This is a genomic window from Micromonospora sp. RB23 (genome assembly GCF_053585025.1).
Genome location: NZ_CM132111.1, coordinates 300,627 through 324,086, shown reverse-complemented (window position 1 = coordinate 324,086; position 23,460 = coordinate 300,627). Strand labels below are relative to the sequence as shown.

Sequence of the window (23,460 nt, the reverse complement as noted above, 5' to 3'; positions counted from 1 at the left end):
CAGTCGACGCTCACTCGGGAGACCGGCAGCCGGCCGGGTCGAGCGCCGGCGGTGCCGAGTCGGAGGGCGTGGCGTCGGGTGCGGTGGTCGGATCGGTCCCGCCGGCGGTGACCGCCGTGGTCGGGCTCGCGCTGAGGACCCCGTTCACCGAGGCGCTGGGGCTGGTGGCCGGCGTCGGGGACGCCACGGGCGGGGTCGGGGAAGCATTGGGCGTGGGCGAGCCGGTCAGCGCGCCCGGGTCGGGCGGGCAGAGCGGCTTGAGGTTGGGGTTGGTCGGGGTGTCGCTGGTCAGCTCCGCGAGCTGACGCTCGGCGTCCGGCTCGCTCTTGGCCCGGATGCCCACCTTGACCGTGTCCTGGGCGGCGACGGTGAGGTCGTCCAACCGGGTGCCGCTGGTGCGGTGCACGGTGGACAGGTCCACTCCGGCGATCTGCCCCTGGATGCCCCGGAAGACGGCGACCTGGCCCTCGTCGGTGGCGCCCACGTAGTACTGGCGTTGCGTGTACGTCCAGCCGGCGAAGAGTCCACCGCCGAGGATCACCAGAAGGGCCACGGCCATGGCGGTGGCCCGTACCGGCCGGCGCTTCCGCCGTTCCGGCTCGTCGTCGGCGGCGGGCTCCTCGGGCGCGGCGGGACGCGGCGCGGAGAGCGCCGAGGCCCGGGCGGCCGGGGTCGAGTCGTCGGCGGAGGTGGCCATGCCCCGGTCCCGGGCGGCGGCGCCACCGACGATCGGGGTCGCCTCGACGATGTCGTGGTCGGTGGCGTCGGCGATGATCACCGTGATGTTGTCCGGACCGCCGCCGCGCAGCGCGAGCTGCACCAGCCGCTCGACGCACTTCTGCGGATCGGTGTACTCGCGCAGGGTCTCGCCGATGGTCTCGGCGCTCACCACACCCGAGAGGCCGTCGCTGCAGATCAGGTAGCGGTCGCCGGACAGCACCTGGCGCACCGAGTACTCCGGGTCGATGTCCCGGCCGTCGAGCGCCCGGGTCAGCAGCGACCGCTGCGGGTGGCTGCTCGCCTCCTCGGCGCTGATCCGGCCCTCGTCGACGAGCATCTGGACGTACGTGTCGTCCTTGGTGATCTGGGCGAACTCGCCGTTGCGCAGCAGGTAGGCCCGCGAGTCACCGATGTGGACCATCCCCAGCTTGCTGCCGGAGAAGAGGGTCGCTGTCAGCGTGGTGCCCATCCCCTCCAACTGCGGGTTGGCGTCCACCGTGTCGCGGAGCTGTTGGTTGGCGGTGCCCACGGCCGAACGCAACGCGTCGACGAGGGCGTCCCCGGGGACATCCTCGTCGAGCGGCGCCATGGCACCGATGACGATGTTGCTGGCGACGTCACCGGCGGCCATGCCGCCCATGCCGTCGGCAACGGCGAGTAGCCGCGGCCCGGCGTAGACGGAGTCTTGATTGCCGTCACGGATCAGACCGCGGTCGCTGTGGGCCGCATAGCGCAGGGTCAGAGTCATGGCCGTAATTCGAGGGAAGTGCGGCCGATCCGGATCGGCACGCCGAGGGGTACGGGGGTTGGTCCGGTGACCTTAGCGCGATCGAGGTACGTGCCGTTAGTCGAGCCGAGATCCTCGACGAACCACTGGCCCTCGCGCGGCACGAGTCTCGCGTGCCGCGCGGAGGCGTAGTCGTCGGTGATGACCAGGGTGGAGTCCTCGGCCCGACCGATGGTGATCTGCGCTTCGCCCAGGGTGATGCGGGTGCCGGCCAGTTGACCGGCGGTGACCACCAGCTGGTGGGCCGCCCTGCCCCGCTTCACCTTCGCCGGTTTGGCCGCCTGCCCCGTCGAGGCGCCAACCGCGCGTGGTGCCGCCACCAGGCGACCGGACCGGGCTCCCGCGAAGAGATCTCGGCGGATCACGCCGACCACCGTGAACACGAAGATCCACAGCAGGATCAGGAACCCGAACCGGGCAACGGTGATGACCAGTGCCGGCAAGGCGGCTCAGCCGTCCACGCGGAAGGTCAGCGTCGTGGTGCCGAGCTGGACCATGTCACCCGGGTTCAGCGCGACGGCGGAGACCCGCTGCCCGTTGACCATGGTGCCGTTGGTGGAACCCAGATCGGTCAGCACAACCTGGCCGCCGTCGAAATCCAGCCGGGCGTGTCGCCGGGAGATACCGACGTCCGGCAGGCGCAGGTTCGCCTGGTCGCCGCGACCGATCACCGTCGACCCCATCTGGAGGGGGTAGGTGCGTCCGTCACCGGAGACCAGCCGCACGTTGCGACCGCCACCGTGCCCGGGCGGCGGCCCGTAGCCGCCACCCTGGTCGTACGCGGGGTAGGCGGGCGGTCCGGCGTCGTAGCCGGGCGCCGACACCGGGGCGACCTCGCCACCGGTGTAGACCTCGGCGGTGACGCGGAACATTCCCGTGTCCAGGCCCTCGCCCCGCTCGATCTCCACGATCACGTCGCCGTAGACCGTCCAGGCCTGCTCGCCGATGAACTCCGCCTGCGACTGGGCCAGCTCCTGGGCCAGCGCGGCGGCGTACGGCGCCAGACGACTGTGGTCGAACGGCGAGAGATCGATCACGTAGCGGTTGGGCACCAACGTGCGCCCACCGGCCAGGATCGCCTTGTGCGCCTCGGCCTCCCGCTGCATGGCGTTGAGGATCTCCACGGGGTGGACCACCCCTTTGAAGACCTTGGCGAAAGCCCCTTCGACCAGGCCTTCCAGACGCTTCTCGAAGCGTTGCAGCACGCTCACCGGCTCCTCCTCGGGTCCCGAGGACATGATGGTATCCGGCCGGCGCGCGCGCAGCTCACACGCCGCTCGGCCGCCTGCTTCCGACCCGTTCGGAGGGACCGGGACCGCCGTGCTAATCTTTCGTCCGCCACGAACGGTAACCGCTCGTGGCGAGCGTCTGGGACAGCGTAGTATTCCCGGAGCCTGTTGGAGACAGCGGGTCCGGGGCGGCTACAGTGTCCCGGGTCGTGCCACGGGGATGTGGCGGAATGGCAGACGCGCACGGTTCAGGTCCGTGTGCCCGAAAGGGCGTGGGGGTTCAACTCCCCCCATCCCCACCAAAAGGCGAGGGCTCCGCTTGATGCGGGGCCCTTCCGTCATATCGGGGCGTGCCGGGCGTCACGCTATGCTCCGATGGTTTCTGCCTCCGATGGACCAGGAGTGGCGTGTGAGTGTCGCGTTGGTGACCGGGTCGGGCGGTCTGATCGGCTCCGAGGCGGTCCGGCACTTCGCCGGCCTCGGTCTGGACGTCGTCGGCATCGACAACGACATGCGCCGGTACTTCTTCGGAGAGGACGGCTCCACCTCGTGGAGCCTGGAGCGGCTCGGCCGTGACCTCGGTAACTCCTACACCCACTACGCGGTGGACATCCGGGACCGGGACGGCCTGGAGCAGGTGTTCAAGAAGTACGGCTCGGACATCGCCGTGGTGATCCACAGCGCCGCCCAGCCGAGCCACGACTGGGCGGCCAAGGAGCCGTACACGGACTTCGACGTGAACGCGGGCGGCACTCTCAACATCCTGGAGAACACCCGCCGGCACGCCATCGACGCGCCGTTCATCCACTGTTCGACGAACAAGGTTTACGGCGACCGGCCCAACAGCCTGCCGCTGCTCGAACTGGAGACCCGGTACGAGCTGCCGGAGGACCACCGCTGGTACGAGGGCATCACCGAGGAGATGTCGATCGACCACTCGCTGCACTCGGTCTTCGGCGCCTCGAAGGTGGCCGCGGACGTGATGGTGCAGGAGTACGGCCGTTACTTCGACATGAAGACCGCCTGTTTCCGGGGCGGCACCCTGACCGGCCCGGCCCACTCGGCCGCCGAGCTGCACGGGTTCCTGGCGTACCTGATGCGCTGCGTCATGGAGGGCCGGACGTACAACCTGTTCGGCTACAAGGGCAAGATGGTCCGCGACGCGATCCACTCGCACGACGTGCTGACCGCGTTCGAGGCGTTCTTCCGGGCGCCCCGCTCGGCCGAGGTCTACAACCTCGGCGGCGGGCGGCACTCCAACACCTCCCATATCGAGGCGTTCGCGATCGCCCAGGAGATCACCGGCCGCGAGGCGCAGATCAACTACGTCGAGCAGAACCGCACGGGCGACCACCAGTGGTACGTGAGCAGCATGGCCCGGTTCGAGGCGCAGTACCCGGACTGGAAGATCACGTACGACGTGCCGATGATCCTGCGGGAGATCTACGAGGCCAACGTGGACAAGTGGGTGCCGCAGCCATGACCGCCCAGACCAAGCGCAACGTGCTCGGCGTCCTCGTCGACGCCACCGACTACGCCGCGGCGACCGACGCGGTGGTGACGGCGGCGCACGAGCGGCGGCCGCTCGCGCTGACGGCGCTGGCCGTGCACGGGGTGATGACCGGCGTGCTCGATCCGGCGCACAACGCCCGGTTGAACTCCTTCGACGTGGTCACCCCGGACGGGCAGCCGGTGCGCTGGGCGCTCAACCTGCTGCACGGCGCCGGGCTCACCGACCGGGTCTACGGGCCGACGCTGACGCTGCACGTGCTGTCCCGCTTCGCCGACGAGGGGCTGCCCGTCTACCTGTACGGCTCGACCGAGGAGACGCTGGCGAAGCTGATCCCGGCGTTGGAGCGGATGTTCCCGGCCCTGAAGATCGCCGGGGTGGAGCCGTCGAAGTTCCGCGCGGTCCAGCCGGGCGAGGACGCCGAGATCGCCGACCGGATCCGGTCCAGCGGTGCCCGGCTCGTCCTGGTCGGGCTCGGCTGCCCGCGCCAGGAAGTCTTCACGTACGCCATGCGCCCGCTGCTGGACATGCCGATGATGGCGGTCGGCGCCGCGTTCGACTACCACGCCGGGCTGCTGCGCCAGCCTCCGCCGTGGATGCAGCGCGCCGGCCTGGAGTGGTTCTGGCGGCTCGGGCTGGAGCCGAAGCGGCTGTGGCGTCGTTACGTGATCCTCAACCCCGCGTATCTGGCCCGGCTCGCCGGCCAGAAGACCGGCCTGTGGAAGGCCCGCCCGCCGGCCCCGGCCACCGAGCGGCCGGCCACCTTCGCGGTCTGACAACCGATCAGGTACGACACGAGGCCCCACCGGGATCTTCCGGATGGGGCCTCGTCCCTGGGGAACAGGTCAGACGGTCAGGGTCCAACTGCTGATGTAGCCGGTGTCCGCCGAGTAGACGTCGCGCACCTGGAGCCGCCAGGTGCCGTCCGCCGCCTCGGCGGACAGGTTGACCGAGTACGTGGTGTTCACGTTGTCGGCGCTGTCCGAGGAGCTGCTGTTCTTCAGCCGGTACGAGCTGCCGTCCGGGGCGAGCAGGTCGATGACCAGGTCACCGCGGTAGGTGTGCACGATGTTCACCGCCACGGTGGAGGCCGAGGAGGCGTTGCGGCCACAGCCGGAGATGGTGATCGAGCTGGTCACCGCCGCGCCGGCGTCCGGGATCGTCAGCGCGGCGCCGTTGGTGCCGGTGCAGCCGGTGGGCGGCGGGGTGGTGCCGCCGCTGCCCACGTAGAGCAACTGGTTCGGGGTGCCGGTGCCGACGTTGGTCACCACGTTCGGGGTGGAGTTGCCGACCAGGTTGTCCCGCACCTGCTGCGGGGTCCAGGACGGGTTCGTCGACAGCGCCAGCGCCGCCGCGCCGGCGACGTGCGGCGAGGCCATCGAGGTGCCGCTGATCGTGTTGGTCGCGGTGTTGCTGTTGTACCAGGCCGAGGTGATGTTGACGCCCGGTGCCAGGATGTCGACGCAGGTGCCGAAGTTGGAGAAGCTCGCGGCCGCGTCGTTGTTCTGCGTCGCACCTACGGTGATCGCGGAGGCCACCCGCGCCGGGGAGTAGTTGCAGGCGTTCTGCCGGACGCCGAGGGTGTTGCCATTGCCGGCCGCGACGGCGTACGTGACGCCGGAGTTGATCGAGTTGCTGATGGCCGTGTCGAGCGAACTGTTCGCGCTACCACCGAGGCTCATGTTCGCCACGGCCGGCTTGATCGCGTTCTGGGTGACCCAGTCGACGCCGGCGATCACACCGGCGTTGGTGCCGCTGCCCGAGCAGTCCAGCACCCGTACGCCGACCAACTGGACGCCCTTGGCCACGCCGTACGTCGAGCCGCCGACGGTGCCGGCGACGTGCGTGCCGTGCCCGTTGCAGTCGTCGGCCGACCCGCCGTCCACCGCGTCGTAGCCGGAGGTGGCCCGGCCGCCGAAGTCGTTGTGGGAGAAGCGGATGCCGGTGTCGATGATGTAGGCGTGCACGTTGCTGGCCGTGTTCGGGTACGTGTAGGAGCTGTCCATTGGGAGGTTGCGCTGGTCGATGCGGTCGAGGCCCCAGGACGGCGGGTTGGTCTGCGTTCCGGAGATGGACACGGTGTGGTTCTGCTCGACGTACGCGACGGCGGGGTCGGCGGCGATGCGTGCCGCCGCCGCCGCGCTGACGCTGACCTCGAAGCCCCGCAGCGCGGTGCCGTAGGTGCGGGCGACCTTTCCGCCGTGCCGGCCGGTCAGCCGTTGCGCGGTGTCGCCGACCCGGTTGGGCGCCACGGTGCTGTCCTTCAGGACGACGATGTAGCTGTCCGGCACGGCGGTGGCTCCGCCGGCCTCCCGTACGACGCCCACAGGTTCGGCGGCCAGAGCCGGGGCACCGACGGCCAGCACGGTCGCGGTGGCCACCCCGACCAGTACGGACCTGCGTGGAAGACCCATCTCCTACCTCCCTCCGACCGGCGTCGAAGCGCGACCACCGGTACCACTGATCGACGCTTGCCGATCTCGCTGAGAGTAGGTCGGCGGGCCCGACAGATAAACATGTCGAAACGTCCATCACCCGGATGGGATGTCCCCTACGGGCCCGGCTTCCGGGGTCAACGGGGGTCCGGCCCGGATTCGCCGCGCCGAGGAAGGGGAAAGACTCTCCGACATGGAGAGTCAGCTCACCATCCTGTTGCCGGTCGCCGCCGTCTGGCTGGCCGCCGGGGTCCTGGCCGACCGACTGCCCCGGCTGCGCGACGCGCGTGCGCTTCGTCGGCGTACCGGATGGTTGCTGGCGCTCGCGCTGGCCGGCGTCGCGCTGATCGCGGCGGTGGTTATCGGCGGCTTGTCAAGCGCCGGCGACGCGCCGATCGATCGTGCCGCCGCCGGGCTCACCCTCGCCGCCGGCCCGGCGCTCGTGGTGGTCGTCTGCTCGGTGCGCCGGATCCGCCGGCTGTGGGCCGGGGCCGGCGCGTTCGACACCGCACCGGGCACGCCCGCCCCGCACGGACTGCGTGCCGCCGCGGCCCACCCGCTCGTCGGCGTACCGTTGCAGGTCACCGCCCTGGCGACGCTGCCGGCGGTGATCGCGGCAGCCGGCACGGATCTCGGTGCCGAGCCGGGGATCGCCGGCCCGGCGATCACGGTCGGAGCGCTGGTGGTGGCGACCCTCGGCGTCCGGCACGCGCTGCGGCACAGCCGGCTCATCGAGCGGGCGCAGCCCACCGCCGCGCGGTCAGCGCGAGCGGCCGGACCCCTGCACGTATAGGAGTTCCAGGATCGCCCTGGTCGCCTCGAACCAGCGGTCCAACCAGCCGGGCGGCGGCACGCTGCCCTTGGGCGGCAGCTCCAGCAGCAGGCCACGCAGCAGCGGGTGATCGGCCAACGAACCGGTGGGCTCGATCGGCCAGCCGTCCGGCGGGAACGACGGCTCGACCAGCGGGTTGGGATCCAGTGACGGCAGCGAGAGCGGCGCGTCCGCCGATTCCGGGGCCGGCACCTCCCGTCCGCTGAACTCCTGGTCGGTCGAGACCACCTCGGTCAGTACGGTGTCCCGACGCGCCCCGCGGTACTTGCCACCGAAGCGCTCCGGCTTGGCCGGACCGTTGGTGAGGTTCTCTGAACCGATCGTCGTCATCCGTCTCGCCTGCCTCGCTCGGGTGCGGATCGGTGCGGCTGGTCGTCGACCGGCCGTACCGACGGGTTCAACGAGGCGGGCCCGCTGTGGCGACGGGAATCCCGGCGGAACCTGGCGCGCCCGGGACGACCGGGCGAGCACACGGAACGTCCCCGCCCGGTCGAGGACCGGACGGGGACGTTCATCGACCACTCGGTCAGGCCGAGCCCAACACACCACCCCTGGCTCCGGCAACGAAGGCACGCCAGTCACCGGGAGCGAAGACCAGGGCCGGACCGGCCTTGTCCTTCGAATCCCGCACACCGACCGCGCCGGTCACGTACGCCACTTCCACGCAGTTGTCGCAGTTCGGCCCGCTCTTCGAGCTCTTGAACCACGTCGCCTGCGTCAGGTCCACGGGGAACCTCTTGGTCGCCATTTCGGCTCCTCTGCCAGTTTTGCGATGTGTGCGACGGACTCCTCCGGACGAATGGCCGCAGCGCGGATGTGATCGAAGATGAAGCTGTACTTCTGCAGTTCGTCGCTCTTCTCGAGGAAAAGCCCACCCGTGGCGTTCTCCGCGTACACAACATCCGGATCACCGGGCTCAGGGAAGCTGAGGATCGTGAAGGTGCCGTCCATGCCGGCGTGCGCTCCCACCTCGAACGGGAGGATCTGGAGCGTCACGTTCGGCAACTCGGCCACCTCGACCAACCGCCTGAGTTGGCCGCGCATCACCTCGTCCCCGCCCACCGGCCTACTTACCACCGCCTCATCGAGCACCACCCACAGATCGACCGGATCGTCCTGGGTCAACAACGACTGACGGCCCAGACGGACACGCACCCTTTGATGTACCTGATCGGCGGTGAAGTCCGGACGGGCGGCGCGGATCATCGCCCCGGCGTACTCCTCGGTCTCCAACAGGCCGGGGACGACCTGCTGTTCGTACGCCCGGATGGAACTGGCGGCCGCCTCCAGTCCGACGTACGCCCCGACCAGCACCGTGCTGTACGGGTGCCACCAACCCTTCTGCCGCGCCTCCCGGGCGATCTGCACGAGCTCGTCGCTCTCGGCGCCCACGACGCCGTAGATCCGCAGCATGTCCCGCACGTCGCGCGGGGTGGCCGTGGTGTGCCCGGTCTCGATCCGGGAGACCTTGGACGCCGAACACTCCAACTGCTCGGCCACCACCTCGATGGTGATCCCCGCCGACTCCCGCTGACGGCGCAGCTCAGCGCCGAGCCGTCGCCGTCGGATCGTCGGGCTGCGCCGTTCACTCATCGCGCGGCCTCGGCACTTCTGGCCCTCGCCGCTGGTTGCTCGACCCCACTCTCGGGCTACCTCCGGTCGACGCGCCACTGGTTGCCGCTTGCCGGGGGCGCGACCGTCGGCCGGCGAGCGTTCGCGACGAGGGGTGTTGCCGGTCATCGGCCGGCCGCGACGGGCGAAACCGGCCCTCAGTGTGCCGTCCGCACGCGGATCGCTTCAAGCGCCGCTTTGCGTGGCGAACTCACGTATCGGCAAAAGTCGACGTGCAACTTGCATGAAGCACGTCGCTGATGCACTCTGTCCGTATGGCACGGATCACTCAGCGTTCCGGTCCGCTCTCCGGGAGTGGTGAACCCACCTACCCCGGGCAGCCGGACGGCACGTGGGTCCGGCCAGCGACACCCGGACCTGCGCCGGGGTAATGACCCCACCGCTGCAAGCCAGCTGACTGCGGCGGTGGGCGCGGTTCCCGGCAGCAGTCAGGTGATGGTCGGGTGGCGGCACGCCACCAGCGGGGTACGGCCCGACCACCACCAACACCAGACGGTCCACGAGGCGCGATCCCGCAACCGGGCCGAGACATCCAGACCAGTCACCCGCCGGCACACCGCCGGCTTACCCTCCCCAGGAGCCCATGTGCTTCCCCGCTCCGGTGACGTTCTGCACGTGACTCGCGCGGCGAGTGTCCAGTTCCTCAGGCCGATCATGTTCCGGGTGATCCGGGTGCTCGACTGGCCGACCTACGACGGTTGGCTCTGGCTCGACGGCTACGAGCTCAACGCCGCCGGCGACGCCGTCAACCGCCGGTCGATCTTCGTACAGCGGGAAGGGCTGCAACAGGTGCAGGCCGCGCCGGTGCCCCGCCCGCACACCGTACGGACCCGACGACCGGTTGCCCGTACGCCGGTCAGAGTCGGCTGACCAGCGCGATCCGCCGCGGGTAGGCGTGCCGTCGCCATAGAATCGGTACGCCCACCCCGGCACCGTTCCACCCGCACGTCCAGGACCCTGAGCCTGGGATGGTCATGGTCAATCAGCCCGCCGTGCGGCGGCACCACCGCTGGAGTATCACCTACGCTCTCGGACTGCTCGCCCTCCTCGGGGCCCTGACCACCGTCGTGGTCCTGGTCCACGATCCGGCGTCGTCGTCCACCCGGCTGGCCGTTCCGGTACCGGCGCCGGAGATCACCGTGGCCGGCTCCGATCCACCCGTCGACGAGTACGGCTGGATCGGCGCCGACACCCCCGACGGGTACGCCGACGCGACCGGCGCGGCCACCGGTTCCGGCGCCGGCGGTCCGGCCGACGGCCGCCAGGAACTCGCCGAGACGACGTCGAGCGGCCACGCCGCCACCGACGTACGTCGGTCGCTCTTCTGGTCCGGGATATTCGGCCTCACCATCTCGCTCGCCGGCCTCGGCCTCGTCAGCACCCGCCGCCGCATGTGGTGAGCACCGGTCAGGGCGTGGCCGTCACCGTCGGGCTCAGGCTGGTCGAGCTGCCTTCTGGCGACGGCCGATCCTGGGAGATCACCACCAGCACCTCCTCGTCGGTCGACACCAGCGTGCCGGCCTCCGGATCGGTCCGCACCACCGTGCCCGGCGGCAACTCGGACGGGCGGTACACCACCCGATAGCTCAGGCTCAGTCGATCCAGCAGCCCTTCGGCGGCCGACTGCGAGAGGCCGGTCAGCGGCGGCACCGGTATCTGTGCCCCCTCGGTGGTGGCCGCCGGGCTGCTCGGCGTCGCGCTGGTGGGTGCCGACGACGTCGGTGCGCTGGTGCTCGGCGCGGCGGTGGCGCTGGTCGGCGGGACCGACGGAGTGGCCCCGTCGTCGGGGTCGTCCTCCCGCGCGCTCAACACCACCCATAGGGCCGCACCGAGCAGGGCGGCGAACAACAACGCGAGTACGCCCCAGAGGATCGGCAGCCACCACCGACGGCCGCCCTGTTCCTCCACGTACCAGTCCGCTGACGGTTCGGCCGGTCGAGGCGCCCGCACCTCGGCCCGCCCCGACCACGACGGTGGCGTCGAGCGCTCCGCCGGCATCCGCGCCGTCCGGTCACCCGCAGGCCCGGACGCGGCCCGGTCGATGGGCATCGTCTCGTCCGGCGACGCTCCACCGCCGGACGCGGCCCGGTCGATGGGCATCGTCTCGTCCGGCGACGCGGTCGGTCGCGGCGGCTGAGGGCGGTCGTTGGCGGCGGGCGGCAGAGGGCGCGTGCGGTCGTCGTCTGGTGTCCCGGTGGGCGGCTCCTGGCGGTCGTCGCTCATCGCACGTCCTTTCCCGAACCGGGCGGGCGGCCTGGCCCTCGACGCCAACCTAGCCGCACAGGTCGACATCGGCCGGTATCGGTGGCACGAACCGCGTGCCGCCGGCGGGTCGGGGCCGCTCGGCGGCCGGGAACTGGTCGTGTCAGGTGGTCGGCTTCGTGGTCGGTTGGCTCGGAGGGGCCGCCGCGCCGCACCAGATGCTGACCTCGTCGTTCCAGCGGGCCGGACCGTCCTCGGCCGGGTTCTGCTGACTGACCTTGCCGCTGCGCCCACTCTGGTAACGCGGGTAGAGCCCCTCCTCGACCAGCTCATCCGCCGCCTTGGCGCAGTCGTCGCCGACCACGTCCGGCACCTCGGCGGCCGGCGGCGGCCCGGCGACCTGGAGCTGGACCGTGGTGCCCCGGGTCACCGACGTGCCCACGGGCGGCGAGGAACTCTCGACCGTGCGCCCGGTGCCACCCCCGAAGACCAGACGCCACCCCAACCGCTGTTTGCGCAGCATCTCGCGCGCCTCCAGGAAGTCCGCCCCGACCACCGGGGGCACGGTCAGCCCGGCCCCCTTCGTCGCGGAGGCGGTCGTCCGGGGAGCGGACGGGGTGGTCCGGCCGGTGGTCGGCCGAGACGAGGTGGCCTCCCCGGTCGGCGTACCTGCCGTGGTGGCGACCGCCTGCGGCGTCGCCGGAGATTCGTCGTCGTCGCCGGCCAGCAGCCAACCGCCGGTCGCGCCGACCACGGCGAGGAGCACCGCGACCAGTCCGCCACCGAGCACCACACCGGCCCGGCTTCCACCGCCGCCGTCCCGGCCGCCGGAGGAATCCTGCCGACCCGTGTTCGCGTCCGTCATACCGTCCACCGCCTCATCACCGGCGACCGTACCGTCCGCCGCCCATCACGTTGTGCCGACGGTCCGTACCGGCGGGTCACTGCGACTCGCCGCACCGACGACGGGACGTTACGCTGCCCGGCATGGCCAGACGGGGCTGGGGAGTATCGATCGCGACGGCGGTCGGGGTCGCTGCCGGCGCGGGCGCCGCGCAACTGGGCTTCGGCTACGGACTCGGCGTCATCACCTGGACGCCCACCGGAGCCGGGGCCAACGGCACGGCCTGGGCCGATGGCCTCGCCTGGGCCACCTGGCTCGCCGCCAGCTCCACTGTGCTGGGAGCGGTCTGCGCGCAGCGACTGCACCAGCGTGCCGTACCCCCGCCGACGACCGGAACCCCGACGGCCAGCCTCGTGGTGGACGAGGCTGAGCCGCCGCAGTCACCGGCGGTCACGCCCGGCCAGGCGACCCGTGCCGAGGGCACCGACGTGGCGCAGGACCGGGCGGCCGCCGATCGGGCGGAAACGCTGCCCGCCGAGCGCCCCGGTCTGCTCCGCCGGCTGTCCCTGGCGCTCGGCGCCGGGCTCGGTGGACTGGTCACCGTGCTGCTGGTCGCCGTACCGGCGCGGGTCGCCGCAGGCGCCGACACCGGCGCGCCGCAGCGGGTCGCGGCCCTGCACGCGGCGCTGGGGATCCTGATCGGCGTCGTTGTCGCGCTCTGGGCGCTGCGCTCCCGCACGGTCGCGGTGAACATCACCGCGACGTCCGCCTGGCTGTGGCTGCTCGCGGTGGTCTCGGTCGTCGACGGGGTACGCGTCGGGCGCGGGCTGACCGGCGCCCAACTCGGCACGTGGCAACTCGACCCGGACCACGGGCGGTACTGGATCGGTGGCCAGATCTACTGGCCGGGCGCGCTGCTGGCGCTCGTACCCGCGCTCCTGATCGGCGCTCTCGCCGCCCGTGGCGCCGTGCGGCCGGGCGGGCACCGGGTGGGCGCGGCGGCCTCCGGCGCGGCCGGCCCGCTGCTCGTCGCGCTCGCCTACCTGACCACCGTGCCGCGGTGGGCGGCCCCCGGCCCGGCACAGTTCTCGACCCAGCTCATCGCCCCGTACGCGGTGATCGCCGGTATCGGCGGTTCGATACTTGTCGCCCGACTCGCCGAGAGGGCGGGCCGCCAACGTGCCGCCGACGGCCAACCGAGCGTCCCGGCCCACGAGCCCGAACCGGCCTCGGCCTCGTCGAGTCCGGACGCGGCCTCGGCGGGTGCGGCGGCCCGGCGTCTGCTGACGTCGACTGATCGGGCCGATGCGGCGCGGGACCCGTCCGTGGGGCGTGAACCGCCGTCGACCCCGCGCGGCGGCTCACCCGACCCGGCGTCGACGGTTCCGGCGGATTCGACCCGGACTGAGGGGCTCGACCCGACGTCGGGCGGGACCCGCGCGCCGGCAGCCGCAGCCGATGGCACCCGGCCCGGACGCCGCGCCCGCTCGGTGACCGACGCCGCGACCGGCTCGGCAACCCGACGCGGCAGGACCACCGCGGCACCGGCGACCCCGCGCGAGGACCAGTCAACGGACGCCACCACCCCGCCCCGCGTCCCGGCCCCCCGCCCCAACCCGGACGACGAGTCGCCGACCGAAGCCCCGGCCTCCCACCGAGCCCGCCCACCCCGCCGCCCCACCACCTGATCCCCACCGCCACCCACCTGTTGATCAAGAGGTTTGCGTCATCAGCGGCGCGATTCCTGACGCGAACCTCTTGATCACCGAAGCAGTGGTGGCTGAGGGGTGGGGGTGGGTCAGTTGACGGGCCAGGTGTGGACTGGTTCGTTGGTGCGTTGGAGTTCGGCGTAGCGCTTGACCATGTGGTGCAGGGCAGCCGGGCGGTCCATGCCGTGGTGGCGCTCCGCCGCCCAGACCGCCTCGGTCTGCCAGACGGAGCCGTTACGGCCGGTACGGCAGCGCTGCTCGATGATGCCGAGCAGCCGGTCCCGCTCCGCCGCTGCCACGCCGAAGCCGTCGAGCCCGGTCGCGGCGACAGGCAGCAACTGATCCAGCACGAGCTTGGTGACCGGCACGTCACCGACCCGGGGCCAGTGAAGCACCGCGTCCAGGCCACGGCGAGCCGCCGAGTGGAAGTTCTCCTCGGCCGAGGAGAAGGTGAGCTGACTCCAGATCGGTCGGTCGGCCTCGGCCAGACCACGGACCAGCCCGAAGTAAAAGGCCGCGTTGGCCAGCATGTCCACCACGGTGGGTCCGGCGGGCAGCACACGGTTCTCCACCCGCAGGTGCGGACGGCCGTTCATGATGTCGTACACCGGGCGGTTCCAGCGGTAGACCGTGCCGTTGTGCAGCCGCAGCTCGCTGAGTTGGGGCACTCCGCCGGCGTGCAGCACCTCCACCGGGTCCTCGTCCTCGCAGATCGGCAGCAGCGGTGGGAAGTACCGGACGTTCTCCTCGAACAGATCGAAGATCGAGGTGATCCAGCGCTCGCCGAACCAGACCCGGGGACGTACGCCCTGGGCCTTGAGTTCTTCCGGACGGGTGTCGGTGGCCTGTTTGAACAGGGCGATCCGGGTCTCGGCCCAGAGTTGGCGGCCGTAGAGGAAGGGCGAGTTCGCCCCGACCGCCACCTGCACTCCGGCGACCGCCTGGGACGCGTTCCAGTAGTCGGCGAAGCTGTCCGGCGCGACCTGGAGGTGGAACTGGAGACTCGTGCAGGCCGCCTCGGGGGCGATCGAGTCGGTGTGCGTCCGCAACTGCTCGACGCCACGGATGTCGAGCTCGATGGCCTCGCCCCGGGCGCCGACAATCTGGTCGTTGAGGACCCGGTAGCGCTCGTTCGTGGAGAGGTTGTCCTCGACCAGGTGCCCCTCGGTGAGAGTGGGCAGGATGCCGACCAGGACGATCTTCGCGTCGGACCTGGCGGCGCGTTCGTCGGCACGGGAGAGGCTGCTGCGCAGGTCGTGTTCGTAGTCGGCGAAACCGGTGCCCTCGATCAGCCGGGGCTCGGCGTTCAACTCCAGGTTGAACTGCCCCAGCTCGGTCTGGAACAGCGGATCGGCGATCTCGGCGAGGATCTCCTCGTTGCGCATCGCCGGCTCGGCGGCCGAGTCGACCAGGTTCAACTCGATCTCGAGGCCGGTCATCGGCCGGTCGGCGTCGAACCCGAAGTCGTCGAGCATCAGGGCGAAGACGTCGAGGCACCGCCGGACCTTCTGCCGGTAGCGGACGCGGTCCTCCCGGGTGAAGGCGCCCTGCGAGACGTCCCTGCCCATGTGTCCTCCCGAAACCGGCGCGGTCGGGATTCTGCCGTCCCGGAAGCGCATTGTGAACCATCAACGGTAAGAGCGTCCGCCTGGCCGGGGCCAGAGGCCGACGGCGGTGGTCCGACGCCGGCCGGAGCGGAATCGCTCGTGGCGCCATCTCTACCCCGTCGTGGTCGCACCGGACCGCACCGGGTCAAGAACAAGTCGTGACAATTCACACGCGTCTGGCACCGGACGACGCCGGGCCCGCGCCGACGTGCGGCGCGGGCCCGGCGTACGGGTGATCCGGGGGATCAGGCCTGGCGGATGCCCTCGCCCTCGATCTCAATCTTGATCTTGCGGCCGACCAGCACGCCGCCGGTCTCCAGGGCGACGTTCCAGGTCAGACCGAACTCCTCGCGGTCGATCTCGGTGCTGGCCGAGAAGCCGAAGACGTCCTGGCCGCCGAACGGGCTGCGACCGACACCCTCGAACTCGACCTCGAGCTCGACCGGACGGGTGACGCCCTTGATGGTCAGCTCACCGTCGAGCACGAACTCGTTGCCCTTGCGGGACTTGACGCCGGTGCTGCGGAACTCCAGGGTCGGGTACTTCTCCGCGTCGAGGAACTCGGGGCTGCGCAGGTGCGCGTCCCGGTCAGCCTGCGTGGTGTCGATGCTGGCGGCCTGGATGGTCGCGACCACGGACGACTGCATCGGGTCCTCGGCGACGGTGATGGTGGCGGTCGCCTCGTTGAACTCACCGCGGACCTTGCTCACCATCATGTGGCGGGCAACGAAGCCGACCCGCTTGTGCGCCGTGTCCAGCACGTAGGTGCCGGCCGCCGGGATGGTGAGACCGTCCCAGTCGCGGGTAACCGCATCGATGCTGCTGGTCATGGCTGGTGTCCTCCAGAGGATTGTTTAGTAATCCAACGACTGCTTGAGCAAATATAACCGCAACAACATTCCCCGTGTCAAGTACTGGTATGGTTAACGGGTGACCAACGTGTTCGACGACCCCCGGATCACCGCGGTTGGCCTCCTGTACGAGGCCCACGCCGGGCTCTCAGCCCGGTTCGCCGCCCAACTCGAGGAGCACGGCCTCTCCCAGGTCGAGTTCGAGGTGATCACCCGACTGGCCCGCTCGCCGGGCAACCAGCTACGGATGACCGACCTCGCCGCGCAGACCTCACTGTCCACGAGCGGGGTGACCCGCGTGGTGGACAGGATGGAGCGCGACGGACTGCTCACCCGTCGAGCATGCCCGAACGACCGCCGCAGCTCGTACGCGGTCGTCACCGCGTCCGGGATGCAGCGGCTCGACGAGACGCTGCCCGGGCACCTGCGGATCATCGAACAGTGGTTCACCGGCCAACTCGACCCCGAGGCCCTGGCCGCACTGCTCGACGGCCTGCGGCGGGTACGGGACGCGGTGCATCCCGGCGCGACCGCCGGCAGCACCGAGCAGGAGATGTCCGACGACTGCGATCCGACCTGACCGTCGGCCCTCAAGAGGGGCGTCCGGGTGGTACCGGCAGAAAGACCGGCAGAACTCACCCCACAGACCGGACAAACCTCTTGAAAAACACCTTCTTCCCCGGTAGCGGTGGCAGGCTTTCGCCCACCGGGGAATCACCGGGGGGTGACGGCGCGGGCGAACAGCGAGGGGTAGCACCAAGGGGGCTCTTCGCCCGCGCCACTCTCCATCCGGCGGCCCATCGACGCCGACCGGCCCGCGCTCACCGTTCCGTGACGCCGCCTCGCGCGGCGATCAGCGCGTAGAGCAACCCGGACTCCTGCGGCAGCAATCGGATCCCGGTGTCCGCACAGACCTGGTCGAGACGGTCGAGGACCTCCGGGTCCCCGGTGCTCGCGGCGAGGCCCACCAGCGCCTCCACGACGTCCCGACGATCGTGACCGGCCTCGACCGCAGCCGCGAACCACTCGGCCGCCAACTCCCGATCACCTCGGTGCAGCGCCAGGTTCCCCTCGATCAGCGCGCAGATCCCCGCCTCCGGTCCGCTCCACGACAACACCGTGTCGTCCGAACGCGGTCGCGGCAGTCGGACCCGCTCCATCCACTGCCGGTCCGGCACTGCGATGGTCGCCTCGGCGCCGCCCGCACGCAGTTCGGTGAGCACCTCGGTCGCGTCGGCGGCACGGCCGTCCTGTGCGAGCGCCAGACCGACCGTGCCCAGCACCCGACGGCGATGTCCCGGGTCGCCCAGCTCGAACAGCGCCGCCATTGCCCGACGACCCTGGTCGACGGCGTCGGCGTACCGGCCTTCGAGGCGGGACACCTCGGCCCGGTTGGCCCAGGCCAGCACGCGTAACCGCTGCTCACCGGCCTCGGCCGCCAGCCGGTCCACGGCCGCCAGCCGCCGGCGTGCCGCCGCCAGGTCACCGACGCGGATCTCGTGCCAGGCGAGGCTGTTCTGCGCCACCGCCAGATCACGCGTACGACCGTTGCGGGCAGCGAGCCGGAGCACCGCCTCGGCCTGTTCCCGCGCCTCGTCGTGCCCGCCGGCGCTGGTCAGCAGAGCGCCGAGGACGCTGCGGGCCTCCAACTCGCCGGTCACGTCGCCGGACTTGCGGAAAATCTCCAACGCGGCGCGTGCCGTGGGTAACTCCTCGGCCGCGGCGCCGTGTTCGGCGGCGAGCCGTGCCACTCCGAGGCTGGCCCAGCCGCGCAGGATCGGGTCCGCGTCGGCGGTTCGCGGGTCGGCCAGCAGACGCCGCAGCCACTGCCGCCCGGCGACGTCTCGACCTCGGAAGCGCCACCAGCGGGGTAGGCAGGCGGCGAGCCGGAGCGCGGTCAACGGATCGTCGGTGGCCGCGTGGGCGAGCGCGAAACTGATGTCGCTACTCACCTCGTCGAGCCGGTGCACCGCGTCGAGCATCCGGGGGCCGGCCAGTTCGGCGGCGGTCCGCGCCACGAGGCGGGCGGTCACCTCCGCGTGCCGACGCCGTACGCAGGTCAGCTCACCGCCTCCGACCGCCTGCTCCACGGCGAAGTCACGGACGGCGTCGAGCAGGCGGAACCGGAACGGCCCGGTGCCGCGAACGCTCAGCAGGCCCAGCTCGACCAGGCGGTCCAGCAGCGGAACCGGATCGATCGCGACGGTGCCGTCCCGGTCGGCCTCGTCGGCGAGCATCTCCTCGGCCATCTCCACCGACCACCGGTTGCCGAACATGGCGAGTCGCCGCAGCGCGTCGCGCTCGTGGGGCGCGAGCAGGCGGTAGCTGGTCGCCACCGCGTCCCGCAGGGTCACCCCCACCGCCGCCCGGGTGGCATCGGTGGCGTACGGGCGGCGGGCGGCCATCTCCGGCCCGTCCCACCGGCCACGGGCCTCCTCGGCCGAGGTGGTCAGGTCGAGGACGCGGTCGCCGTACCGGTCGAGAAGTTCGTTGAGGTCGAGCAGCCGCCCCCGGGCGGCCATCAGCTCGATGGCCAGTGGCAGGCCACCCAGCCGGCGGACCAGAGCCGCCAGTGCCGGCAGCTCGTCGGCGCCGGGGGGTTCCCGACGGACCTGGGCGAGCCGCGCGGTGAACAGCGCGACCGCGGGCCACGAGACGAGCGTGGCGGGGCCGGAGTGCTCGGCGGCCGGCGGCGGCACCTCGAGCGGGGCGACCGGCCAGACCCGTTCGCCGGGCAGTCCGACCGGGTGCCGGCCGGTGACCAGCACCCGCAGTAACGGCAGTACGGTGCCCAACCGGTGCAGTGTCTCGGCCACCGGGCCGGGGGCACGCTCGACGGCGTCCATGACCAGCAACGCCCGCCGGCCGGCGAGGCGGGCGACCAGTTCCGGTAACCGGGCGGCGCCGAGAACGGTCATCGAGGCGGCGAGTACGTCCGGCCCGTCCGAGCCCTCGCCGACCAGCACGCCGGCCACACCGCCCGGATGGGCGCGTGCCGCACCGTGGGCCACGGCGAGCGCGAGCGCGGTCTTGCCGACACCGGCCAGGCCGACGAGGCTGACCAGCCGGGGTCCGTGCTCCGCGGTCAGCATCGCGACCAACTCGGTGACATCGCGATCGCGTCCGATCAGGGCGACCGGGGGCGGGAGGGTGACCGGCGCGTCGGCCCGGGTCGTCTGCGCCGACGCGACGTCGACCGTGCCCGAGCCGACATCCGACGGCGACTCTCCGCCGACGGGGCCGCGGGCCGTGGCCAGGAACGCCGCCCGGACGACGCCGGTCAACCCCAACGCCGTGGCGAGCAGATCGACGGTGGTGCGCTGTGGCCGGACCGACCGGCCACGCTCCAGGTCCCGCACCGTGCGCACGCCGACCCGGGCACGGGACGCCAGTTCCGCCTGGGTCAGACCGGCGGCGCGCCGGTGCGCACGGAGCAGCTCCGGCAGCCCGGTACGACCGGCCGGGCTCCGCGACCGTCCATGATCCGGAGTCATGGGCACGAAGAGTACGGATCGACTCCGACCATCGGCAGTCGAGCGTCGTCCTGCCGACGTCCGCTCGCCGATATCCGACAGCCGGCCGGTTGATCGACGGGGATCGGTAGCCGGCGCCCTCAGAAGGGGTCAGAGACCCAGATCGCGAGCGATGATCATGCGTTGCACCTCGCTGGTGCCCTCGCCGATCTCGAGGATCTTCGAGTCCCGCCAGAACCGGGCGACCGGATACTCGTTCATGAATCCGTAGCCGCCGTGGATCTGGGTGGCCTCCCGGGCGTTGTCCACCGCGATCGTGCTCGCGTGCAGCTTCGCGATGGCGGCCTGCCGCTTGAACGGCTCGCCGGCCAGCATCCGGGCAGCGGCGTCGTAGTAGGCCAGCCGGGCGGTGTGCGCCTTCAGCTCCATGTCCGCGATCTTGAACTGGATGGCCTGGTTGTCGCCGATCGGGCGGCCGAAGGCGTGCCGCTCCTTCGCGTACTTGACGGACTCGTCGACGCAGCCCTGGGCGAGGCCGACGGCCAGCGCGGCGATGGCGATCCGGCCCTCGTCGAGGATCCGCAGGAACTGGGCGAAGCCCCGCCCCCGCTCGCCGAGCAGGTTGGCCGCCGGCACCCGGCAGTCGTCGAAGGTCAACTCGTGGGTGTCCGAGGCGGTCCACCCCACCTTGGAGTACCCCGGCGCGACCGTGAAGCCGGGCGTGCCGGTGGGCACGATGATCGTCGACAGCTCCTTGGAGCCGTCCGGGTTGGTGCCGGTCACCGCCGTGACGGTCACCATGGCGGTGATGTCGGTGCCCGAGTTGGTGATGAACGCCTTCGCGCCGTTGATCACCCACTCGTCGCCGTCCAGCACCGCCCGCGTCTGGGTGCCACCGGCGTCGGAACCGGTGCCCGGCTCGGTGAGCCCGAAGCCGGCCAGGGCCTCCCCGCTGAGCAGCCGGGGCAACCAGGTGGCCTTCTGCTCCGCCGTGCCGAAGCGGTAGATCGGCATCGCGCCGAGCGAGACGGCCGCCTCCAGCGTGATGGCCACGCTGGAGTCGACCCGGGCCAGCTCCTCCAGGGCCAGGCACAGCGCGAAGTAGTCGCCGCCCATCCCGCCGTGCTCCTCGTCGAAGGGCAGGCCGAACAGGCCCATCTTGCCCATCTGCCGGATCACCTCGTACGGGAAGGTGTGCCGCTCGTAGTGCTCGGCGATGACCGGAGCGACCACCTCGCGGGCGAAGTCCCGCACGCTCTCCCGCAGCGCCGCTTGTTCGTCGGTGAGCCGGAAGTCCATCTCATCCTCCTGGGGGACGGTGCCGTCGACGCTCGTGACGCCGGGACGGGTGGCGGTGCGGGTCAGACCGGGGTGACGCCGTGCCGACGCCGGGAGAAGTGGCGATCCTTGGTGCGTGCCGCCGCGAACCGGCGGACCAGCTCGTCGCGCAGGTCGTGCGGCTCGACGATGGCGTCCACGACCAGCTCACTGGCGAGCCGGACGACGTCGATGTCCTGCTCGTACTCGGCACGCTTGGCGGCCACGAAGGCGGCCCGCTCGTCCGCGTCCTCAATCGCCGCGATCTTGTTGGCGTAGACGGCGTTCACGGCGGCCTCGGCACCCATCACCGCGATCTTCGCGGTGGGCAGCGCGATCGTCGCGTCCGGCTCGAAGCCGGGGCCGGCCATCGCGTACAGGCCCGCGCCGTACGCCTTGCGGACGACCACGCAGATCTTCGGCACCGTCGCCTCCGAGATCGCGGTGATCATCTTGGCGCCGTGCCGGATGATGCCCTGCTTCTCCACGGCGCTGCCGACCATGAAGCCGGGTACGTCGCTGAGGAAGAGCAGCGGCACGTTGAACGCGTCGCAGAGCTGCACGAACCGGGTGGCCTTGTCGGCCGAGTCGACGAAGAGCACGCCGCCCTTGAACATCGAGTTGTTGCCGACCACGCCGATGACCTGGCCGTCGAGGCGGCCGAAGCCGATGGTCAGCTCCTTGGCCCACAGCGCCTGGATCTCGAAGAAGGAACCCTCGTCGAGCAGGCCCTTGACGTACCGGCGCATGTCGAACGCCTGCCGCTCGCTGGCCGGCACCAGCGCGGCCAGGTCGGCCTTCGCGGGCGCGGCGACGGGCTCGGCGGTGGGCGGCGCCTGGGTCCAGTTGGCCGGCAGGTACGACAGGTAGGTCTTCACCACGTCGAGCGCGTCGGCCTCGGTCTTGCAGAGGAAGTGCCCGACACCGGATTCGGCGGTGTGCACCTTGGCCCCGCCCATCGCCTCCAGGGTGGTCTTCTCCCCGGTGACCATCTCGACCATCCGGTCGGAGCCGAGATACATGCTGGCGTTGCCGTCGACCATGGCCACCACGTCGCAGAACGCCGGGATGTACGCCCCTCCGGCGGCGCTCGGGCCGAACAGCGCGCAGACCTGCGGGATCGAGCCGGAGGCGCGGACCTGGTTCCAGAAGATCTTGCCGGCCCCACGGCGGCCGGGGAAGAGGTCCACCTGGTCGGTGATCCGGGCGCCGGCCGAGTCGACCAGGTAGACCATCGGGACGCCGGTCCCGTAGGCCCGCTCGATGATCCGGATGATCTTCTCGACGGTACGGGCGCCCCAACTGCCGGCCTTCACGGTGGAGTCGTTGGCCATCAGGCAGACCTGCCGACCGTCGATCGTGGCGGTGCCGGTGACCACGCCGTCGGCCGGCAGGCCGTCGGCGAGCGCGTTGGCGTAGAGGCCGTCCTCGACGAAGGATCCCTCGTCGACGAGGAGCGCGACACGTTCGCGGGCGAAGAGCTTGCCCTTGGCCTCGTTGGCGGCGTGGTACTTGTCCGCGCCGCCGGACCGGGCCCGCTTGCGCAGTTGTTCCAGCGCCTCACCGTCGAGCGTCACGCCGACTCCCTCGCCCGTGCTGACCTGAACGATCGTTAGGCTATCGCATTCGCGCACCCTCCGGCGACCCGCGCCGCGCAGAGGTCGCTTCGAACGAAACATTGAAATCTATTAATCTCTATGGATAGGCTCCTGCCACCCCCTCTCGGATAGGAGTCAGCGATGACCTCACGACTCAGTCGGCTCGCTGTCGCGTTGGTCGCGACGGCAGGTGCCACGCTCGGCGTCACGGTCGCCAACCCCGCGCCCGCGTCCGCCGCGATGACCATCTGCTACAACACCAGCCAGGCAGGCGCCTACGCCGGCACCGCCAACCAGGCCGCCTCGATCTGGAACAACGCCACCGTCAACCTGACGCTCTCCGCGAACTGCGGCTCCAACCTGCGGATCTACCAGATCACCGGCGGCGGCTCGTACGCCGTGCGGACCAGCCTCGGCAACGGCCGGGTCTACATCGACACCCAGCAGGCGGCCCAGTACAGCCCGCTGCGGATCATGACCCACGAGATCGGGCACATCCTCGGCCTGCCGGACAACTACAACGGCAACTGCGCGATCCTCATGTCCGGCGGTAGCGCCGGCACCAGCTGCACCAACCCGTACCCGAGCACCGCCGAGGCGAACCGGGTGAGCAGCCTCTTCGCCGGCACGTTCAGCGCGACCGACCGCAGCGCGGACATCTTCCGTGACAGCTGGCCGGCGCCGCTCACCACCGTGGGCTGACCGAACGCGCAC

21 protein-coding genes, 1 tRNA gene and 2 pseudogenes are annotated in these 23,460 nt (G+C 71.2%); 9 read left to right on the top strand and 15 right to left on the bottom strand.

Going from position 1 to position 23,460, the window contains the following annotated elements; genetic code table 11:
- Positions 1–10: 10 nt before the first annotated feature.
- The 3 genes from ACTFTM_RS01430 to ACTFTM_RS01420 are packed head-to-tail and all read right to left on the bottom strand — an operon-like array spanning position 11 to position 2,745.
- The gene (locus ACTFTM_RS01430; RefSeq protein WP_449564079.1) at positions 11–1,468 is read right to left on the bottom strand and encodes a protein phosphatase 2C domain-containing protein; all 1,458 of its coding nucleotides are present in this window, start codon (positions 1,466–1,468) and stop codon (positions 11–13) included.
- The gene (locus tag ACTFTM_RS01425; protein ID WP_007454124.1) at positions 1,465–1,950 is read right to left on the bottom strand and encodes an FHA domain-containing protein FhaB/FipA; all 486 of its coding nucleotides are present in this window, start codon (positions 1,948–1,950) and stop codon (positions 1,465–1,467) included. The genes ACTFTM_RS01430 and ACTFTM_RS01425 overlap by 4 nt, the downstream gene beginning before the upstream one ends.
- Before the next feature lie 6 nt (positions 1,951–1,956).
- Positions 1,957–2,745, bottom strand: coding sequence for an FhaA domain-containing protein (locus tag ACTFTM_RS01420; protein WP_007454122.1), 789 nt, complete (start codon positions 2,743–2,745; stop codon positions 1,957–1,959).
- Positions 2,746–2,952: 207 nt separating this feature from the next.
- Between ACTFTM_RS01420 and ACTFTM_RS01415 the strand changes: the two genes are divergently transcribed.
- The 3 genes from ACTFTM_RS01415 to ACTFTM_RS01405 all read left to right on the top strand — a co-directional run bounded on the left by ACTFTM_RS01415 (position 2,953) and on the right by ACTFTM_RS01405 (position 5,022).
- A tRNA-Leu gene (locus ACTFTM_RS01415) sits at positions 2,953–3,038 on the top strand.
- Between the two features lie 65 nt (positions 3,039–3,103).
- A complete protein-coding gene (locus ACTFTM_RS01410; protein WP_449564078.1) occupies positions 3,104–4,219 on the top strand; it encodes an NAD-dependent epimerase/dehydratase family protein in 1,116 nt (371 codons plus the stop codon).
- Entirely contained in the window at positions 4,216–5,022 is an 807-nt protein-coding gene (locus ACTFTM_RS01405; RefSeq protein WP_449564077.1) for a WecB/TagA/CpsF family glycosyltransferase, read from the top strand. The genes ACTFTM_RS01410 and ACTFTM_RS01405 overlap by 4 nt, the downstream gene beginning before the upstream one ends.
- Before the next feature lie 69 nt (positions 5,023–5,091).
- Here ACTFTM_RS01405 and ACTFTM_RS01400 read toward each other — a convergent pair whose 3' ends face one another.
- Positions 5,092–6,660, bottom strand: a complete 1,569-nt coding sequence (locus ACTFTM_RS01400) for a S8 family peptidase (RefSeq protein ID WP_449564076.1) — start codon at positions 6,658–6,660, stop codon at positions 5,092–5,094.
- A gap of 214 nt (positions 6,661–6,874) precedes the next feature.
- Between ACTFTM_RS01400 and ACTFTM_RS01395 the strand changes: the two genes are divergently transcribed.
- Positions 6,875–7,474, top strand: coding sequence for a hypothetical protein (locus ACTFTM_RS01395; protein WP_449564075.1), 600 nt, complete (start codon positions 6,875–6,877; stop codon positions 7,472–7,474).
- Here ACTFTM_RS01395 and ACTFTM_RS01390 read toward each other — a convergent pair.
- The 3 genes from ACTFTM_RS01390 to ACTFTM_RS01380 all read right to left on the bottom strand — a co-directional run bounded on the left by ACTFTM_RS01390 (position 7,442) and on the right by ACTFTM_RS01380 (position 9,106).
- Positions 7,442–7,843 carry a hypothetical protein gene (locus ACTFTM_RS01390; protein ID WP_449564074.1) on the bottom strand — a complete coding sequence of 134 codons (402 nt, stop codon included), beginning with the start codon at positions 7,841–7,843 and terminating at the stop codon, positions 7,442–7,444. The two genes, ACTFTM_RS01395 and ACTFTM_RS01390, sit on opposite strands and share 33 nt — an antisense overlap.
- Positions 7,844–8,039: 196 nt before the next feature.
- On the bottom strand, positions 8,040–8,261 hold the full coding sequence (locus tag ACTFTM_RS01385; RefSeq protein ID WP_355048523.1) for a DUF397 domain-containing protein: 222 nt from the start codon (positions 8,259–8,261) through the stop codon (positions 8,040–8,042).
- On the bottom strand, positions 8,231–9,106 hold the full coding sequence (locus ACTFTM_RS01380; RefSeq protein WP_234584497.1) for a helix-turn-helix domain-containing protein: 876 nt from the start codon (positions 9,104–9,106) through the stop codon (positions 8,231–8,233). Before ACTFTM_RS01380 ends, ACTFTM_RS01385 begins: the two co-directional genes overlap by 31 nt.
- Positions 9,107–9,730: 624 nt before the next feature.
- On the opposite strand from ACTFTM_RS01380, the gene ACTFTM_RS01375 reads away from it, so the two are divergent.
- Positions 9,731–10,015 carry a hypothetical protein gene (locus ACTFTM_RS01375; protein ID WP_355242798.1) on the top strand — a complete coding sequence of 95 codons (285 nt, stop codon included), beginning with the start codon at positions 9,731–9,733 and terminating at the stop codon, positions 10,013–10,015.
- Positions 10,016–10,113: 98 nt separating this feature from the next.
- The gene (locus tag ACTFTM_RS01370) at positions 10,114–10,545 is read left to right on the top strand and encodes a hypothetical protein (RefSeq protein ID WP_449564073.1); all 432 of its coding nucleotides are present in this window, start codon (positions 10,114–10,116) and stop codon (positions 10,543–10,545) included.
- A 7-nt stretch (positions 10,546–10,552) separates the two neighbouring features.
- Here the strand turns inward: ACTFTM_RS01370 and ACTFTM_RS01365 are convergent, their stop codons facing one another.
- On the bottom strand, positions 10,553–11,368 hold the full coding sequence (locus ACTFTM_RS01365) for a PASTA domain-containing protein (protein WP_449564072.1): 816 nt from the start codon (positions 11,366–11,368) through the stop codon (positions 10,553–10,555).
- A gap of 142 nt (positions 11,369–11,510) precedes the next feature.
- Positions 11,511–12,212 (bottom strand): PASTA domain-containing protein, encoded by a 702-nt coding sequence (locus tag ACTFTM_RS01360; RefSeq protein ID WP_449564071.1) that lies wholly within the window; start codon positions 12,210–12,212, stop codon positions 11,511–11,513.
- Between the two features lie 122 nt (positions 12,213–12,334).
- On the opposite strand from ACTFTM_RS01360, the gene ACTFTM_RS01355 reads away from it, so the two are divergent.
- Positions 12,335–13,879: a hypothetical protein gene (locus tag ACTFTM_RS01355; protein WP_449564070.1), complete on the top strand. Its 1,545-nt coding sequence runs from the start codon at positions 12,335–12,337 to the stop codon at positions 13,877–13,879.
- 110 nt (positions 13,880–13,989) lie between these two features.
- Here the strand turns inward: ACTFTM_RS01355 and ACTFTM_RS01350 are convergent, their stop codons facing one another.
- Both ACTFTM_RS01350 and ACTFTM_RS01345 read right to left on the bottom strand, forming a co-directional pair.
- Positions 13,990–15,468: a glutamate--cysteine ligase gene (locus ACTFTM_RS01350; protein ID WP_449564069.1), complete on the bottom strand. Its 1,479-nt coding sequence runs from the start codon at positions 15,466–15,468 to the stop codon at positions 13,990–13,992.
- Positions 15,469–15,752: 284 nt separating this feature from the next.
- Complete coding sequence (locus ACTFTM_RS01345) at positions 15,753–16,337, bottom strand: YceI family protein (RefSeq protein WP_449564068.1); 585 nt, start codon at positions 16,335–16,337, stop codon at positions 15,753–15,755.
- 100 nt (positions 16,338–16,437) lie between these two features.
- On the opposite strand from ACTFTM_RS01345, the gene ACTFTM_RS01340 reads away from it, so the two are divergent.
- Positions 16,438–16,938, top strand: a complete 501-nt coding sequence (locus ACTFTM_RS01340; RefSeq protein ID WP_449564067.1) for a MarR family winged helix-turn-helix transcriptional regulator — start codon at positions 16,438–16,440, stop codon at positions 16,936–16,938.
- 241 nt (positions 16,939–17,179) lie between these two features.
- On the opposite strand, the pseudogene ACTFTM_RS01335 reads toward ACTFTM_RS01340, so the two are convergent.
- The 4 genes and pseudogenes from ACTFTM_RS01335 to ACTFTM_RS01320 form a co-directional block, all read right to left on the bottom strand.
- Positions 17,180–19,516: pseudogene (locus tag ACTFTM_RS01335) on the bottom strand (ATP-binding protein); the annotation flags it as partial.
- A 159-nt stretch (positions 19,517–19,675) separates the two neighbouring features.
- Positions 19,676–19,852, bottom strand: a pseudogene (locus tag ACTFTM_RS01330) (helix-turn-helix domain-containing protein); the annotation flags it as partial.
- Positions 19,853–19,981: 129 nt separating this feature from the next.
- Entirely contained in the window at positions 19,982–21,130 is a 1,149-nt protein-coding gene (locus ACTFTM_RS01325; RefSeq protein ID WP_449564066.1) for an acyl-CoA dehydrogenase family protein, read from the bottom strand.
- A gap of 62 nt (positions 21,131–21,192) precedes the next feature.
- The gene (locus ACTFTM_RS01320; RefSeq protein ID WP_449564065.1) at positions 21,193–22,725 is read right to left on the bottom strand and encodes an acyl-CoA carboxylase subunit beta; all 1,533 of its coding nucleotides are present in this window, start codon (positions 22,723–22,725) and stop codon (positions 21,193–21,195) included.
- A 162-nt stretch (positions 22,726–22,887) separates the two neighbouring features.
- Between ACTFTM_RS01320 and ACTFTM_RS01315 the strand changes: the two genes are divergently transcribed.
- Positions 22,888–23,448, top strand: coding sequence for a snapalysin family zinc-dependent metalloprotease (locus ACTFTM_RS01315; protein ID WP_449564064.1), 561 nt, complete (start codon positions 22,888–22,890; stop codon positions 23,446–23,448).
- The last annotated feature ends 12 nt before the right edge of the window (positions 23,449–23,460 follow it).

Bases quoted from the DNA above. Each gene is read 5' to 3' on its own strand.
- ACTFTM_RS01430 (WP_449564079.1), bottom strand. From the start codon at position 1,468: ATGACTCTGACCCTGCGCTATGCGGCCCACAGCGACCGCGGTCTGATC.
- ACTFTM_RS01420 (WP_007454122.1), bottom strand. From the start codon at position 2,745: ATGTCCTCGGGACCCGAGGAGGAGCCGGTGAGCGTGCTGCAACGCTTC.
- ACTFTM_RS01410 (WP_449564078.1), top strand. From the start codon at position 3,104: ATGCTCCGATGGTTTCTGCCTCCGATGGACCAGGAGTGGCGTGTGAGT.
- ACTFTM_RS01405 (WP_449564077.1), top strand. From the start codon at position 4,216: ATGACCGCCCAGACCAAGCGCAACGTGCTCGGCGTCCTCGTCGACGCC.
- ACTFTM_RS01400 (WP_449564076.1), bottom strand. From the start codon at position 6,660: ATGGGTCTTCCACGCAGGTCCGTACTGGTCGGGGTGGCCACCGCGACC.
- ACTFTM_RS01395 (WP_449564075.1), top strand. From the start codon at position 6,875: ATGGAGAGTCAGCTCACCATCCTGTTGCCGGTCGCCGCCGTCTGGCTG.
- ACTFTM_RS01390 (WP_449564074.1), bottom strand. From the start codon at position 7,843: ATGACGACGATCGGTTCAGAGAACCTCACCAACGGTCCGGCCAAGCCG.
- ACTFTM_RS01385 (WP_355048523.1), bottom strand. From the start codon at position 8,261: ATGGCGACCAAGAGGTTCCCCGTGGACCTGACGCAGGCGACGTGGTTC.
- ACTFTM_RS01380 (WP_234584497.1), bottom strand. From the start codon at position 9,106: ATGAGTGAACGGCGCAGCCCGACGATCCGACGGCGACGGCTCGGCGCT.
- ACTFTM_RS01370 (WP_449564073.1), top strand. From the start codon at position 10,114: ATGGTCATGGTCAATCAGCCCGCCGTGCGGCGGCACCACCGCTGGAGT.
- ACTFTM_RS01365 (WP_449564072.1), bottom strand. From the start codon at position 11,368: ATGAGCGACGACCGCCAGGAGCCGCCCACCGGGACACCAGACGACGAC.
- ACTFTM_RS01360 (WP_449564071.1), bottom strand. From the start codon at position 12,212: ATGACGGACGCGAACACGGGTCGGCAGGATTCCTCCGGCGGCCGGGAC.
- ACTFTM_RS01355 (WP_449564070.1), top strand. From the start codon at position 12,335: ATGGCCAGACGGGGCTGGGGAGTATCGATCGCGACGGCGGTCGGGGTC.
- ACTFTM_RS01350 (WP_449564069.1), bottom strand. From the start codon at position 15,468: ATGGGCAGGGACGTCTCGCAGGGCGCCTTCACCCGGGAGGACCGCGTC.
- ACTFTM_RS01345 (WP_449564068.1), bottom strand. From the start codon at position 16,337: ATGACCAGCAGCATCGATGCGGTTACCCGCGACTGGGACGGTCTCACC.
- ACTFTM_RS01325 (WP_449564066.1), bottom strand. From the start codon at position 21,130: ATGGACTTCCGGCTCACCGACGAACAAGCGGCGCTGCGGGAGAGCGTG.
- ACTFTM_RS01315 (WP_449564064.1), top strand. From the start codon at position 22,888: ATGACCTCACGACTCAGTCGGCTCGCTGTCGCGTTGGTCGCGACGGCA.